This window comes from Roseibium sp. M-1 (assembly GCF_054515675.1).
This window is the reverse complement of record NZ_CM137257.1, coordinates 5,429,985-5,445,196: the sequence shown is the minus strand read 5'-3', so window position 1 is coordinate 5,445,196 and position 15,212 is coordinate 5,429,985. Positions and strand designations below refer to the sequence as shown.

The window sequence follows — 15,212 nt, the reverse complement described above, 5'->3', positions numbered from 1 at the left end:
GGCGACCGTTCTCGCCAGATCAGGTGCACACGGTGCATGTCACCCTTGTCACAATCAACTATTAACCCGCTCCGGTTTGCCCACTGGCGGCGCAAACTCCAATTCTGTGTCGAGGATCACGTTTTTGGGGTTATATGCCTGGGCAACGAGGCGTTTTTCATCGGTCGGCACCGTGGAACCGGCAGCCCCGTCGAGCAGTGCCCCGTGCAAGTTGGTGCCGTGGAACTTTGTGATGTTGAATTTCGCACTCGCGAAATTTGCCGCCTGGCAATCCGCATTGGTGAAGTCGCCATATTGCAGGTCGCAGCCGTCGAAGCGGGCTGCACCGCATTTGGCGTTGTCGAACACGGCCATCTTCATCCGCGACCCGGCAAAGGACACGGCGGAAACATCCGCATTGGCAAAGACGCTGTTGCTGAGCTCGGCGCGCTCGAACCGCGCCCCGGCAAGGTTCGAGCCTGCCATCATCGCCATCGGCATATGGGCTTCGCTGAAATCGCTCCGGCGCAGATTGCAGTTGACGAAGGAGGTCTGCGTCATTTCCGAGCCGCGGAAGACGGCTTTTTGCAGGTCCGCATCGATCATGGTGCATTCGCGGAACGTCTGCCCGGAAAGGTCCCGCTGAGCCAGATTACCGTCGCACAGCAGCACCTGATGGAACGTGGCCCCACCGAGTTCGGCCGCGCGAAGATCTGCCTTGGTGATCATCGCCCGGTAGATATGAGCACCCGCAAAGTCGATCCGCTCGAGGCTGTTTTCCAGAAGACCAACCTTTTCGAAGATTGCATCACGGAAAGACGCCCCGATGAGATCGCTGCACAGGAAGGAACTGTCGTAGAACGACGTCCCGGCGAAATCCGCTCCAGGCGATGCCACCTTCAGAAAGCCTGCGGTGTTGAATTCGCAGCCTGAAAAGTTGGCGCTGTCGCCGCGCCCCAGCATGAACTGGCTGTCCTGGAAGCTGCAGTCCACGAAGCGGGCGCCTCGGAAATCGCATCGGATGAAGGCGCTTTTTTCAAACCGGCAGCCGATGAAGCGGGCCCCGCCGAGATTGCAGGCAAGGAAAGAACCTTCCGTGAAGTCGGCGCCCTCGAAGGTCCGGCGCCTCAGATCCTGTTCGGAAATCGAACGGCCGTATTCAATCGCAAGAAGGATTTCCTCAAGTGTCATTGGACGACGGCAGCTCCAGAAGTGTCTGGCCGAGATTGGCCTGGCTGAAATCGGCGCATTGCACCCGGGCATCCATCAGGTTTGCCGAATAGAGATTGGTCCTGCGGAAGCTGGCATAGCGCGCGTCGCAGAGGCTTAAGTGCGCCTCCATCAGGTCGGCGGCGAAAAAGTCGGAATGAACGAGCACGGATTCGTTGAAGACGGCCTTGCGGGCCCGGGCCGCGCGGAAGTCGACACCGCTCATCTTGCAGCCAAGGAACAGGCAGTCCTGGACTTCGGCGCGTTTGAAGCACGTTTCATCCAGGTCGGCTTCCAGGAAGCTGGAGTAATGCCCCCGCATGCCGTCGAAATAGCTGCCCCGCAGATCGGACCCGCCGACAAAGGTCGAGCGCTTGAAACTCGCCTCGCTCCAGCGGCTTTCACGGGCCTTCACCTTGGTCATCAGCTGCCGGTCGAAGCGGGCGCCCGACCAGTCGGACCGGGTAAGATCGCTTTCGATGATCATCGTCTTGCGGAATTTCGCGCCGCGGAACCGGGCACCCGTCAGGTCGCAATTGACGAACAGGCAGTTGAGGAAATCGGAGGCCTCGAAATCCGTGCCGACAAAACTGCATTCCAGAAAGATCATCTGATCGAATGTCGCCTTGCGGAAGCGCGAGGTGACGAATTCGCTCTTCTGCCAGGTTCGGTTCTGATGCTGCGTCTCGTCCATCGTGGCCCGCTCAGCCACGGCCCCGGAGAGCGTCGTACGGGTAAAATCGGCACCGGTGGCATCCGCATCCGTCAGCCCGGCGCCCGTGAGCGCCGCCCCGGAAAGCCTGGCATGACGCAGCTTGGCTCCGGTCAGGATCGCCTGTTCCAGGAAGACGCCGTTGAGATCGAGATTGGATAGGTCCGCCCCGGTCAGATCCGCATCGGCGATGTCCCGGCGGGCGAAGCTCTCTCCCCTGGCAAGGTGTTCCACGACCAGGTCGCCGAGTTGTCTCCGGATCTCCGGCGTATAGGTCTCCACCGGATAGACCGCTTCCAGCATGGAACTTCGGGGATGTTCCTGGTCGAGCAGGAACTCCCTTGCCTCTTCGTCCAGATCGCCGAAGAAGCTCGCCGGCTCCAGCGCAATCGCCGCCTCCGCCTTGGCGATGATGTCGTCGACGGATTTGATATCCGGCTCCGGCACCGGGATCTTTTCCACTTCCCGGGCAAGGGCGAGCGAGGGCGGCAGGTCGTGCCCCGCGGTCTTGGGCAGCTTTTCCGCCAGCATCGCGTCAAGCTTGACCTGCTTTGCCTTGTTCTTCTCCGGCATGGTGCCGAGCTCGGCGAGCACCTTTTCGAAATCGGTCGGGGTCGGCACCTTGAATTTCGGATCGGCGAGCACGTCGTCGACGGTCAGCATCTCGCCCTTTTTGGGCGCCTTGCCGGCCTCCTTCAACTCCCTGGAGAACGCCTCCAGCGTCTGCTTCAGCTCATAGAACGGATCGGCTTCCGGCAGCGCCAGTGCCCGGGCGCGCACGAGCGGCCACAGGTCCTCGCCGCCTGCACCTCCTCCGGCCTCACCACTGAACTTGCCGACGATCGCATCGATCCGGGCAAGCGCTTCGTCCAGTCCGCCCGGCATCGCTTCCTCATAAGGCGGTGTTTCACCGGCCGTCGCCTTGGCGGAGATGTCGGCGGCGGCCTTGGCGTATTTGGGAATGTCGCCGGCAATCGACTTGCCCTTGGCGACATCCTTCAGCATCCTGGCTGCACCTGCATTTCCCTCCGACAGGCCTGCCTGCATCGCCTTGCCGAAATCGAGCAAACCCTCCGGCAGGGGCACGCCGGCGGCCTTGTGCCGGGAGATCATGGCGGCGGCATCCGCAGCCGTCTCGTTGCCGAAGGAATTTGCGGAAGCCGCCAGCTTCTTCAGCATACCGGCGATATCGACATTGCCGGCAAGAAGATCTTCGGGGGCCGCCAGCGGCAGGCGCGGCACCGGCGGCAGGATCTTTTCCGGCCGCATCATCTCCGGCAGTTTCGATGCCTTCAGCATTTCCGCATGCTCGAACCGGATCTTCTTTTCGAACTTCTGCGCGATTTCCTCCGCATAGGCCTGGCCCCGCGCCTCGATCGCCTCCCGCTCCGCCTCGGGCAACTCCGGCATCAGCTGGCTGTCGTTGAGCGTGTGCATCGGCCCATCGGTGGGATGGGTCCGCAGCCGGTAGATTTCCGAATAATAGGCAGCCGGGCGCGGTTCGTCGCTCAGCCGCTCCGCGCCAAAGATCAGCGCCACGATGTCGGAGGCCTTTGCATCCGCGACCCGGATCGCGCCGCGATGATAGATGCCGCCGATTTCCGACGACCCGAAGATCCAGACGGTTTCGATCCGCGTCTTGATCTCCGTCATCCGCCTTGCCTGCTTGTCATGAACGGCAAAGAGGCGCACCCGCAGGCCGGGCAGACGGGCACGCAGCACCGGGTGCTCGGCCGACATGCCCCAGACATTCAGCGGCTCGTTTCCCTGAAGCGCCTCGGCAAAGCGCTGGTCCGCGGGTGCCATGTTGTAATAGGCCCGGTCGAAGCCCGGCGGCGGCTCTGGAAAGGTGGTGCGGATCCAGTCCCAGCCCGGCAGGCCGGTCTTCGACTTGCGTAAAGGGTGCTCATGGCCGAGCGGGCCGAACAGCACCGGCTCGGGCTTGTCCGTCAGCGCCTTGATCAGTCGATCGGCGTTTTCGATATTGGGCAGGGCGGCATAGCCGAAATGGTCGATCGCGTAGCGCGGTTCGCAGCCCCTGCCTGCCGGGTTGACCGGATGCGTCTCGTTGCCGAAGGCCCGGTCCGGCGTCAGCGGCATGGCGGCATAGGGCACGGCGTCGGACATCCGGATCTCGCCGGCATCCATGACCCAGTGCCGGTCGCCGAATACCATCGCCCTCTTGGTGACCCGGCCAAGAGAGACACCGATTTCCTGCGCCTTCACCATCGACCCGGCCGGTGCCCGAGCTTCGCCCGCAATCAGCACTTCCGGCGCGGCCTTCGGCAAGCCCATGTCGAGGAAACTGCCAGCCGGCAACTGACCCGTGGCGGTTTCCGTATAGACGGCCTCACTCAGGATCGCCTCCGGATCCGTCAGGTCGAAGCCATAAAAAACAGTCGCATAGAGGGTGTGCTGACCGCCATTCGCCTGAATATTCTGGATGCAGGAGAGGCGAAACGGCTTGTATAAATCAGGCATAGCTGTCCCCGGAACTCTGCCCATATAGAAGCTTCAATTATTTCAAGCGCATGACACCCCGCAAAAGCACTGCATGCGGATGTGCCGGGGCGGAACTTGAAACGAGCGACAGCGCCTCTTAAGTTCAACCAGAAGTTAAGAACTCGGGAGAACATCAATGGGAATTCTGTCCCCCAGATCACCAGTCAGCACGGGCGCCGCGCAGGCAGTCGCCAAGGGGGTCAGCAAAGGCATCATTTCCGAAACACGTTTCCGGACACCCGGCAAAAGCGAGATTGCGGAAAAGCGAGCCGCCCACGAGCCCCGGACAGAACCCGCAAATGCAAGGAATGCCGCGTCCAAAGGCATTTTGGCGCGCCTGCTAGCCTTTTTCGGTCGCTGAACCGAATTCCTTCGATGCATCCAGGCCGGCAAGCAAACGGAAATAACCGTCCGGACCGATATCAGCCCTCCTTTTCCATACCGTGTCGTGGCGATAATGCCTTATGACGCAATTACGCTATTTAGTCCTTCTGTCTACCGCGATACTGCCCGCGAGAAACCGGGTCCGGGCACGCGTGCGCCTGGCCCGACGCCGCAAGAAAAGTGGCGGAGATTCAGGTGCGAGCGAGTATGGACACTGTCCCTCGCTTCCGGTTGATGGAAAAGGAATGAAAGATGTCAGCATTTCCTGACAAGTCGCAAATCGTCATCGTCGGCCTGGGTGGCATTGTCGGCGCGTCGATCGCCCATCACCTGATCGAACGTGGCTGGACGGACATTGTCGGCATCGACAAGTCCGGCATTCCGACCGACATCGGCTCGACGGCGCACGCCTCGGACTTCTGCTACACCACCAGCCACGATTACCTGTCGGTCTGGACCACACAATATTCCATCGATTTCTTCGACAAGATGGGCCACTACGCCCGCGTCGGCGGTCTGGAAGTCGCGCGCACCGGCGACGACACCTGGATGGAGGAAATCAAGCGCAAGGTAACCTCGGCCAAGGCCTTCGGCACCCGCGCCCATCTCGTCACTCCGGCCGAGATCAAGGAAAAATTCCCCCTGATCGAGGAGGACATGGTCCAGGGTGGCATGTTCGATCCCGACGCCGGTCTCGTCATTCCACGCTCGCAGACCGTTGCCGGAAAGCTGGTCGATGCCGGCGAGAAGAGCGGCAAGCTCAAGGTCTTCGCCAACACGCCCGCCCAGTCGCTGATCGTCGAGGACGGCCGCATCAAGGGCGTGAAGACCCACCGCGGCACGATCATGGCCGACCATGTCATCGTTTGCGCCGGCCTCTGGGGCCGCCTCATCGCCGACATGGTCGGCGAGGACCTGCCGGTCATGCCGGTCGACCATCCGCTGACCTTCTTCGGGCCCTATAACGAATTCGAAGGCACCGGCAAGGAAATCGGCTATCCGCTGATGCGCGACCAGGGCAACTCGGCCTATATGCGCGACACCGGCGATCCGAAATCGACCGAAGGCGGCCAGATCGAGTGGGGCTACTACGAGACCACCAACCCGCGCATGTGCCATCCGCGTGACCTCCTGGAAAAGGAATTCGCCCGCCTCTCCCCGTCCCAGCGCGACCTGGAGATGGAACAGATCATGGAGCCGCTTGAGCGCGCCATGGAGCTGACACCGATCCTCGGCGAGATCGGCTACAACGAAGGCCATTCCTTCAACGGCCTGCTTCAGGTTTCCGCTGCCGGCGGCCCGTCCTGTGGCGAGAGCCAGAAGGTGCGCGGCCTGTGGTACTGCGTTGCCATCTGGGTCAAGGACGGCCCCGGCTACGGCAAGCTGATCGCCGACTGGATCACCGACGGGCGCACGGAAATCGACCATGCCTCCATCGACTATTCCCGCTTCTACCAGCACCAGCTGACCGAGAAATACATCGAGGACCGGTGCTTCGAAGCAGCCCAGAAGATCTACTTCCCGGCCGTTCACCCCCGTGAGCCCTATCTCACGAGCCGCAGTGTCAAGCGCTCGCCCTTCTATGAGCGCGAAGTCGAACTCGGTGGCTATTTCATGGAGCTCGGCGGCTGGGAGCGTGCCCACGGCTATGCCGCCAACGAGCACCTGCTTGAGAAATACGCAGACCGGGTACCGGTGCGCGAGAACGAGTGGGACAACCGCCACTTCTGGCGCGTTTCAAATGCCGAGCAACTCGAACTCAGCGAGAATTGCGGCATCATCAACCTGTCGCACTTCTACATGTTCGACGTTGAAGGCCCGGATCATGTCGAGCTTCTGGAATGGCTCTGCGCCGCCAAGATCGGCGGCGACGCCAATATCGGCAAGGGCATCTACACCCACTTCCTCGACGACGAGGGCAACGTGCGCGCCGACCTGACCGTCTTCCGCATGGCCGACCGCTGCCGCATTGTCGACGGCGCCGATGCCGGGCCGCGCGACTACCACTATGTAAAGCGCGTTGCCGAGGACAAGGGCTTCGATGTCACCGTCACCGATGTCAGCTCCGACTACATCACCATCGGCATCTGGGGCCCGAATGCGAGAGAGAACCTGAAGAAGGTCGTCTCCGATCCGGCGTCTCTCGATCCGGAAAACTTCCCGTTTGCGGGCATCCGCCAGCTCGAGATCGCCGGCAAGTCCGTCATGGCGTTGCGGCTCTCCTATGTGGGCGAGCAGGGCTGGGAACTGCACATGAAATACGGCGACGGCCTTGCCGTCTGGGACGCACTTCGCTCCACCGGCGTCATCGCCGTAGGTGTCGAGACCTACGCCAACTCCCGCCGCATGGAGAAGTCGCTGCGCCTGCAGAACGCGGATCTCCTGACGCAGTACAACCTCTATGAGGCCGACCTCGCCCGTCCGAAGGTCAAGGAAGCCGACTTCCGGGGCAAGGCGAAGCACATGGAGTACCGCGAACGCGACAAGCAGCCGGCCATGCTCTGCACCCTCGTCATGACGGAAAACACGGATGCCAACGGCGTGAAGCGTTATCCGGTCGGCGCGATGCCGGTCATGGATCCGGACACCGGCAAGACGCTGGTCGACAGCCTCGGCCGCATTTCCTACACGACCTCGGTCGCCTATGGCCCGACCATCGGCAAGAACATCGCCCTTGCCTACCTGCCACAAGACTACTGCCAGGTCGGCCGCAAGCTGAACGTGGAGTATTTCTCCGAGACTTACGCAGTGGAGGTTGCCGGTGTCGGCTACCAGCCGCTCTATGACCCGGAAAACCTGAAGCCGCGGTCGTAACAAGTCAAAGCCCCGGCGGAACAACACCCACCAGGGCTTTTTTTAGCCAACTTGTTTTCCGCAAAATTCCTAACGGCGCCATTTAACGACAACAGTCAAGGGTAAAGGACCTCCCGAATCGAACGTCTAAGACCCCGTCGCAGTGCCCTCGCGCTTGCCCAAAAACCAGACCAGATCCTCAAAGGCCATCGGCCGGGCGAAAAAATACCCCTGCAGCCTGTCGCAGCCGAGACTGGCGAGAATGTCGGCCTGCTCGCGGGTTTCGACACCCTCCGCGGTTACCCCGAGCTCCAGTGCATGACCGATCTCGATGATCGAACGCAGCAGCCGTAATCCGCCGCTGCCGCCGGTGACGAGCGAGGCCAGACGCCGGTCGATTTTCAATCGGTCCGGATTAATCCGCTGCAGGGCGACGACCGAAGCCCGGCCGCTGCCGAAATCATCGACCTCGATGCCGATGCCAAGTGCCCGCAGCTGATCCAGCTGCTTCAGGAATTTGTCGTCCTGTTCCTCAAGGAAGATCGTCTCCAGGAGCTCAAAGCTCACCTGGCCGGAATAGGCCTCAACCTGCCGCCGGATCGCGTCCATGCTGTTGCGGTTGATCCGCTCCTCGCTGACATTGAACGACAGCGAGGGTGGCCTGGACCATTTGCCGAAAGCCTGCTGGCACTCACCGATTGCCCGCTCGAAGATCAAGCGGTCGATGTCCCCGGCAATGTTCAGGTCGGTCGCAACGGACAAGAAAGTTCCCGGCAGCAGGATGCCTTTTTCAGGGTGACGCCAGCGTGCCAGTGCCTCGATGCCGACGACCTGTCCCGTCTTCGCGTCGACTTGCGGCTGGTAGAAAGGTTCGAACTCCTCCGCCTCGACAGCGCGTAGAAGGTCGTCGGCCAGAGCCTTGCTCCGGTGAACCTCCTCAAGGTCGGACCGGTCGAAGATCCCCAATTGGCTGCGGCCCTGGCGTTTTGCCTTGTAGAGTGCCAGATCGGACGTCGTCAGCAATTGATCGATCGCGGCAAGCGGAGTGCGAGCAAGGCCGACCGACGCACCGAAGCGGCATTCCTTGCCGTCGTGCAGCAGAGGACGGGTCAGATCCGCAAGCAGGGTTTTGGCAAGTTGTTCGGGCCGGTTGCTTTCCGCGGAAACGGGCATCAGGATGACAAACTCGTCACCGCCGATACGGGCGACAATATCCTCGGCCCCGGCATGATTGCGGATACGCCGCGAAATTTCCAGAAGGACCGCATCTCCGGCCGCGTGGCCCATCGTGTCGTTGATGGCCTTGAAGCGGTCGAGATCGATATGCAGGGCCGCGATTTCACCTCCGGCCACGCGCCGGCGTCTGGCCAGCCTGTCGAACTGCTGCGACAGGAAGCGGCGGTTGCCGAGACCGGTCAAGTCGTCGTGCAGCGCCATATAGGTGATTTCCTGGTTCGCCGTTTCCAGCTCGCGGGAATTCTGCTCCAGAACACGGCGCTGACGCACCACTTCGGTGATATTGAGCCGCAGGATGACGAACTCGCCCTTTTCGGTGCGGGAGCGGACAACACGGTGATGCTGGTCGCCCGCCAGTTCGATATCTTCCACACCCGCGGAAGTCAGCGCCGGTGACGAGAAATACTCCTCAGCCCATTCCTCTTCGCGCCCGACAGCTGCCGGTATCCGGCCCGACCAGGCCACCGTCCTGAGGATTTCCTTCTGGCTTGTACCAGCAGTGAGCCCCTCCGGATCGCCTGCCATGGCTTCGGCATAGGCCGGGTTCCAGATGACGAGCTTTGACTCCGCATCATAGATCGCAAACGGATCGGGATATGCCCGGATTGCGGAAATCAGCCGGTCCTGGGTCGCCTCCAGCGCCCGGCGCTGGCGAACGAGTTCGGTCATGTCCATCCGCAGGATGACGAGATCGCCATTTTCGACGCGCGAGCGCAGCAGCCGGTGGTGCACGTCCCCCGCAAGTTCCAGGTCCTGGACCGGTTTTTCCAATTCGGCCTCCTGGTGCTCGTCGGACATCCACTCTTCTTCGCGGCCAAACGCATTGGCGATCTTTCCCGCCCGGATGGCGATGCGTGCCACCTCCGTCCGGTGCATGCCGGCTTCAAGATCTGTGGGGTTGTTCGACATCGCAGCCCGGTAGGCGTCGTTGCATACAACGAGACAATCTTGGGAATCGTAGATGACAAACGGGGCGGGATAGGCGTTGAGAGCTGCTATCAGACGCGCCTGCGCGGCCTCGGCGGTGCGTTTCTGCCGCACGAATTCGGTCGAATTCAACCGGATGACGACATGGTCGCCATGACTGGACCGGGATCGCATAAGGCGGTGATGAACATCACCGTCAAGTTCGACGTCCTGCCAGGCACTCTCCAGAAAGGAGGGCGCAAGGATCTGGTTCACCCAGGCTTCCTCCCGGCCGATGGCATCGGGATAGCGGCCGTCGCGGACAGCCAGGTAAAGCACATCCTTCAGATGCATGCCCGCAACCAGCTCTTCCGGGTTGTTCGTCATGGAAGCGGCATAGCCGTCATTGCAGAAGACAAGTTTCAGGTCGCGGTCATAGATGACAAAGGGGTCCGGGTAGGCATTCAAGGCCGCGGCGAGACGCGCATAGGCCTGTTCGGCGGAGGTGCCTGAAGGTATTCGCGGCGTGTCGGGTGCAACGGCCGCCGCTTCACTTCTGCCCGAGGCCACACGATAGGTTGCGCAAACATAGTGACCGTCTTCTTCTTCGTCCGCGACTGCAAAAAGAGACAGGTTCACCTGCACGTTCGTGCCGTCGGCCCGCACAAGTCCGGTTGCCACCGTCCAGCGCGGAGTCTTGCCAGCAGTGACCTTCACCTTGCCGGGTGCCGCCCAGACCTCCGGGGAATGTATGCGATCCACCGCTTCGCCGAGAACAGCCTCGGGTAGATGGCCGAAGGCCTTGGCAAATGCCGCGTTCACGTAAACCAGGCGCGCGTTTTTTGAACCGGCAGCAAGGTGGCCGACCGCGATCGGATCATCCGAGAGATCCATAAAACTGCTTTTGAGCGCTTCGAACCGCATTCTTGTTTTGACACCCCTCCCCAGGGTCAGGTCTCCTTCGTTTAAGGCGTTTAAGTTAGACAAGCATGAACACGTACAAATAAACAGAGACGCAGACGTGTATGAACCTTGCGGAACAGGCCGTTTCCGTCAGGTTCTTTTGGTCACACATGCATGCTGTTTGCCGCTACACGCTACAACGCCGACCGATACACTAGCTTTTTCTCATTCTTGCCGCCACGCCTTGCCCGAGCGCCCGGGGTCAGGACCAGTTAATTTGGTTGAAATGGCGCATCAAGCAGCGATGAGCAGCAAGGAGACGTGCGAAAGCGGGCTTTCTGCCCGGTTGAGCGGTTTGACACGGCAGATCGAAGCGGTTGCCTCAGAAAAATCTTTCACCCGGCCGGCAACGCGGCCTCAAGCAGACAGGAATCGGTCCTCGCAGCCTGTAGCCAACGCCGACAGATCGGCAAAGGCTCCGGGCCCCGCCGCCAGCACAGGTCCGCCTTGCAGGATAGCCTCGCCTTCGAGGGGGAAAGGCCGGTAGGTGCCGCCCGCTTCGGCGACGAGGCAGTAACCTGCCAGGCAATCCCAGGCATGCATCGACGGTTCGTAGAAACCGGCCAGACGCCCGGCAGCGACAAAAGCCAGCATCTGCGCGCCCGATCCGGTGCGGATATAGTTGCCGCCCGTAGCCATCAGTCCGGCGATCACCGCGCCGACCATTTCCGGCGGCACATGATGATTGGCGCCGATTCCCGTCAGGCCGCTTGCCAACGTCAGGCTTCCGTCCAGCTTCAACGGAACGCCGTTGAGCGTCGCGCCACCATCCGTCTTCGCGGCAAAGGTCTCACCGTCGCAGGGAACCCGGATGACGCCCATCACAAGCTCGCTTCCGGACAGCAGTGCGATGGAAACGCACCAGGTCGGTAGCCCGTGCACAAAAGCGGACGTGCCATCTATCGGATCGACAACCCAGGTGTAGCCGCTACCGCTCCGATGGTAGCCGTGTTCCTCGCCGAGAATGCCGTCCTGCGGGAAGGCGGCCTCGATCCGCTTCCGGATCAGCGTTTCCACATTGCGGTCTGCAATGGAGACGACGTCCTGGAGACCACCCTTGACCTCGATGGTCAGCTCCTTGCGGCGGTGAAAATAGTCGAGCGCCATCGCGCCCGCCTCGTCGGCGATCTCCCTGGCAAGATCGAAGCGCGCGTCAAGGGATGCCCGGGACGGGGCATTGGTTATTACCTGTGCTGTCATCTCATGCCTCGATCAGGGCGAGACCGCGGTTGCGGAAGCCAAGGGAAACGGCGCTGCGGGGAGCGAAAGACCGGTCGACGGCGTGGTCGATGACGAAGAAGTTTCCGACCGGCGTCTCGATCTCGTATTCGACATGATCGCCGAGATAGGCCGCCGTCAGGACCTCGCCGCCAAGACCCGCGTTTTCCTGGGGGTTGAGCACTACGGATCCCGGCCGCACGGCAAGCTTGGCCTGGCCGGTCTTCGCCTGCCTGGACCGCAATCTGTGCTGCAGCCCGCCGATATCGATCAGGGCGTCGTCGCCGTCCCGTCCGACCACTTCGCAGGAAACCACGTTGGCCTCGCCCATGAAGTCGGCAATGAACTCCGAAACCGGTTCCTCGTAGAGGTCCCTCGGCGCACCTTCCTGGGCGATCCGCCCGTCCTTCATGACGACGATCCGGTCGGAGACGGCCAGCGCCTCGTCCTGGTCATGAGTGACATAAACGGCGGTGAAGCCGAGACGCTGCTGCAGCTCGCGGATTTCCGTGCGCACCCTGCGGCGCAGGCGTGCATCGAGGTTCGACAAAGGCTCGTCCAGCAGCAGCACCTGCGGGTTCAGCACCAGCGCCCGGGCGACGGCAACGCGCTGCTGCTGGCCGCCGGAGAGTTCCGCCGGCAAACGGTGACCCATGCCTGCAAGACCGACCTGGGTCAGGCCTTCCTCCGCTCGTTCCCGCGCTTCCCGTTTGTTGAAGCCGGAGGATTCCAGTCCGTAGGCGACGTTCTGGACGGCGTTCATGTGCGGGAACAGCGCATAGGACTGGAAGACCATGGAGACGTCCCGCTCGTTGGCCGGCATCATGGTGACGTCGCGCCCGCCGATCAGGATGCGCCCGCTTGTCGGATGTTCCAGCCCGGCCAGCATGCGCAAGGTGGTGGTCTTGCCGCAGCCGGAGGGCCCGAGCAGGGTCACGAGATTGCCGGGCTCGATGGTGATCGACAGGTCCGGGATGGCGGTGAAGGAGCCGAAGTCCTTGCGCACGTTTTCAAAGACGACGGAACCGGGTTTGAGGTCGCTCATGCGGTTTTCTCCTGCGCAATGCGGATCTTGTTGGGTTTGGCGATGCCGGAGACGCGGTTCTCCCGGCGCAGGCGCCGTTCGCCGACCAGAAGCTGGAAGCCGGCGATGACCGTGATCATCACGAGGATCAGCATCGAGGAATAGGCAATCGCGATGCCGTATTCGCCGTTTTCGACGAGGCCGACGATGTAGGATGTCGCCATGTTGTATTCGGCGCTGACCAGGAAGATCACCGCGCTGATGGAGGTGATCGCCCGGACGAAGGAATAGACCAGCGCCGCGGTGATCGCCGGCCGCAGCAGCGGCAGGATCACCTTGCGCAGGGTCCGGGCGCTGTTGGCCCGAAGCGTCAGCGACGCTTCGTCCAGGCTCTTGTCGAGCTGGCTCATCGCCGCAACGCCGCCGCGCACGCCGACCGGCATGTTGCGGAAGACGAAGCAGGCGATCAGGATCAGCGCCGAGCCGGTCATCTCGATCGGCGGCAGGTTGAAGGCCATGATGTAGCTGATGCCGATGACCGTGCCGGGAATGGCGAAACTCATCATGAGCGCGAACTCGAAGGCATTCTTGCCGGCGAATTTCTGCCGCACGATGATGTAGGCGGTCAAAAGGCCCACGGCTGCCGTCAGCGGAGCGGAGATCAGCGCGATTTCCATCGTCGTCCAGAAGGAGTTCCACGCTACGCCGGTCCACACGAGTGCGCCGTCCTGGAAACTCACGGCAAAAGCCCGTGCGTAGTGCTCCAAGGTGAGCGAATTGTCGAGACCCCAGGTCTTCACGAAGCCGCCGAAGAGGATCATGCCGTAGACGACCATGGTGAAGCCCATCCAGGGCAGCACGATGCCGTAGACCGTGACGGTGAGGCTCTTCGGCAGGCCCGCATGGGCACCGCTGTCGCCCTTGCCGGTGACGGTGGCGAAGTTCTTGCCCGAGAGCCAGAGCCGCTGCGCCAGGAAGGCAGTCAGCGTAAAGGTGAGCAGGATGATTGCGAGAACGGCGGCACGCGAGGGATCGACCTGCGACCCGACGACGGCAAAGAAGATTTCCGTCGACAGCACGCCATGGCTGCCGCCAAGCACCAGCGGGTTGCCGAAATCGGCCATGCTTTCGATAAAGCCGATCAGGAACGCATTGGCGAGACCCGGCTTCATCAGCGGCAGGGAGACCCGCCAGAAGGTGCGCCAGCGGTCCGCCCGCAGGGTCTGCGAGGCCTCCTCCATGGACGGGCTGACACCTTCCACGACACCGATCAGCACCAGAAAGGAGATCGGAGTGAAAGACAGCACCTGGGCGATCCAGATGCCGGTGAGACCGTAGAGCCAGCGGCTCGGCTCGATACCGAAAAGCGTGTCGAGCGCTTCGGTGACGACACCCGAGCGGCCGAAGAGCAGGGTGAGCGCAAGACCGACAACGAAGGGCGGCGTGATGATCGGCAGGACCGTCAGCAGCCGCAGGCCCTTCTTGAACGGAAAGCGTGTGCGGGTCGCGACGAGCGCGAAGGCGAGACCGAGGATGGTCGAGCCGAGGCCCGTCATCACCGCCAGGAACAGCGTGCGCCAGGCAACGCCGCAGCGGTTGCCGCCAATGACGCAGTCGAGGCTCCAGATGGCAGGATCCTGCATGTTGCGAATGAAGCCGTCCGGCTTGAACGAGCCATCGAAATCCTGCACCGAGCCGGCGAACATCGAGCCGATCGGGTAGAAGATGAAGATCGTCACCAGGAAAATCAGGATCGAGATCGAGCCGACGACAAAGGCGTCGCCCTTCATGAAGCCACGTTCGGCAAGACCGAAGGCTATGTAGAGAACGAAGATCAGCGAGATCAGGATGGCCCCTGCGCCCATGGCCGGCTGGCCGAGCGGCAGCGCGCCGAACGCTGTTTCCGGAAAAGTCCAGGCCCAGCCGCCGAAACTGATGGCAAGGCCCTGGAGGCCCATGAAAAGAATGCCGAACGTACCCGCAGCCACCATCAGCTTGCCGCGCGTATTGGCATTGCCGAGAAAGCGTGCGCAGCCACCGGCGAGGAACAGGAACAGCGCGAAAGCGAGCCAGAAGCGGCCTTCGGCAAGGATCTGCAGCAGTCCGGGTTTGAGATCGGACGAGGACAGAAAACCGGACAGCCACTCGAACGCATAGAAGCCACCCTCGACCCGGTACCAGGGCACAAGAAGAAAGGCGAAGATGCCCAGCCCCAGAAGAGCGTTCAGCCGTATGTTGCCACTCTGCATGGCCACCCCATTATTATAGATCTTGAAAAGAGGGCGA

At 61.9% G+C, this 15,212-nt stretch carries 7 protein-coding genes; 1 reads left to right on the top strand and 6 read right to left on the bottom strand.

All coding sequences use genetic code 11. The features are described from left to right. Positions 1-54: 54 nt before the first annotated feature. Together ACX3M4_RS24635 and ACX3M4_RS24630 are read right to left on the bottom strand one after the other, a co-directional pair. Complete coding sequence (locus ACX3M4_RS24635) at positions 55-1,170, bottom strand: pentapeptide repeat-containing protein (RefSeq protein ID WP_459355611.1); 1,116 nt, start codon at positions 1,168-1,170, stop codon at positions 55-57. Continuing rightward, positions 1,160-4,381: a DUF2169 family type VI secretion system accessory protein gene (locus tag ACX3M4_RS24630; RefSeq protein WP_459355610.1), complete on the bottom strand. Its 3,222-nt coding sequence runs from the start codon at positions 4,379-4,381 to the stop codon at positions 1,160-1,162. The genes ACX3M4_RS24635 and ACX3M4_RS24630 overlap by 11 nt, the downstream gene beginning before the upstream one ends. A 657-nt stretch (positions 4,382-5,038) precedes the next feature. On the opposite strand from ACX3M4_RS24630, the gene ACX3M4_RS24625 reads away from it, so the two are divergent. Continuing rightward, entirely contained in the window at positions 5,039-7,600 is a 2,562-nt protein-coding gene (locus ACX3M4_RS24625) for a GcvT family protein (RefSeq protein WP_459355609.1), read from the top strand. A 126-nt stretch (positions 7,601-7,726) separates the two neighbouring features. On the opposite strand, the gene ACX3M4_RS24620 is transcribed toward ACX3M4_RS24625, so the two are convergent. From ACX3M4_RS24620 to ACX3M4_RS24605, 4 genes are all read right to left on the bottom strand, one after another. After that, a complete protein-coding gene (locus tag ACX3M4_RS24620) occupies positions 7,727-10,615 on the bottom strand; it encodes a sensor domain-containing protein (RefSeq protein ID WP_459355608.1) in 2,889 nt (962 codons plus the stop codon). A 426-nt stretch (positions 10,616-11,041) separates the two neighbouring features. Beyond that, complete coding sequence (locus tag ACX3M4_RS24615) at positions 11,042-11,884, bottom strand: inositol monophosphatase family protein (RefSeq protein ID WP_459355607.1); 843 nt, start codon at positions 11,882-11,884, stop codon at positions 11,042-11,044. A 1-nt stretch (position 11,885) separates the two neighbouring features. Beyond that, positions 11,886-12,947 (bottom strand): ABC transporter ATP-binding protein, encoded by a 1,062-nt coding sequence (locus tag ACX3M4_RS24610; RefSeq protein WP_459355606.1) that lies wholly within the window; start codon positions 12,945-12,947, stop codon positions 11,886-11,888. Then, on the bottom strand, positions 12,944-15,175 hold the full coding sequence (locus ACX3M4_RS24605) for an ABC transporter permease (protein WP_459355605.1): 2,232 nt from the start codon (positions 15,173-15,175) through the stop codon (positions 12,944-12,946). The genes ACX3M4_RS24610 and ACX3M4_RS24605 overlap by 4 nt, the downstream gene beginning before the upstream one ends. Positions 15,176-15,212: the final 37 nt, after the last annotated feature.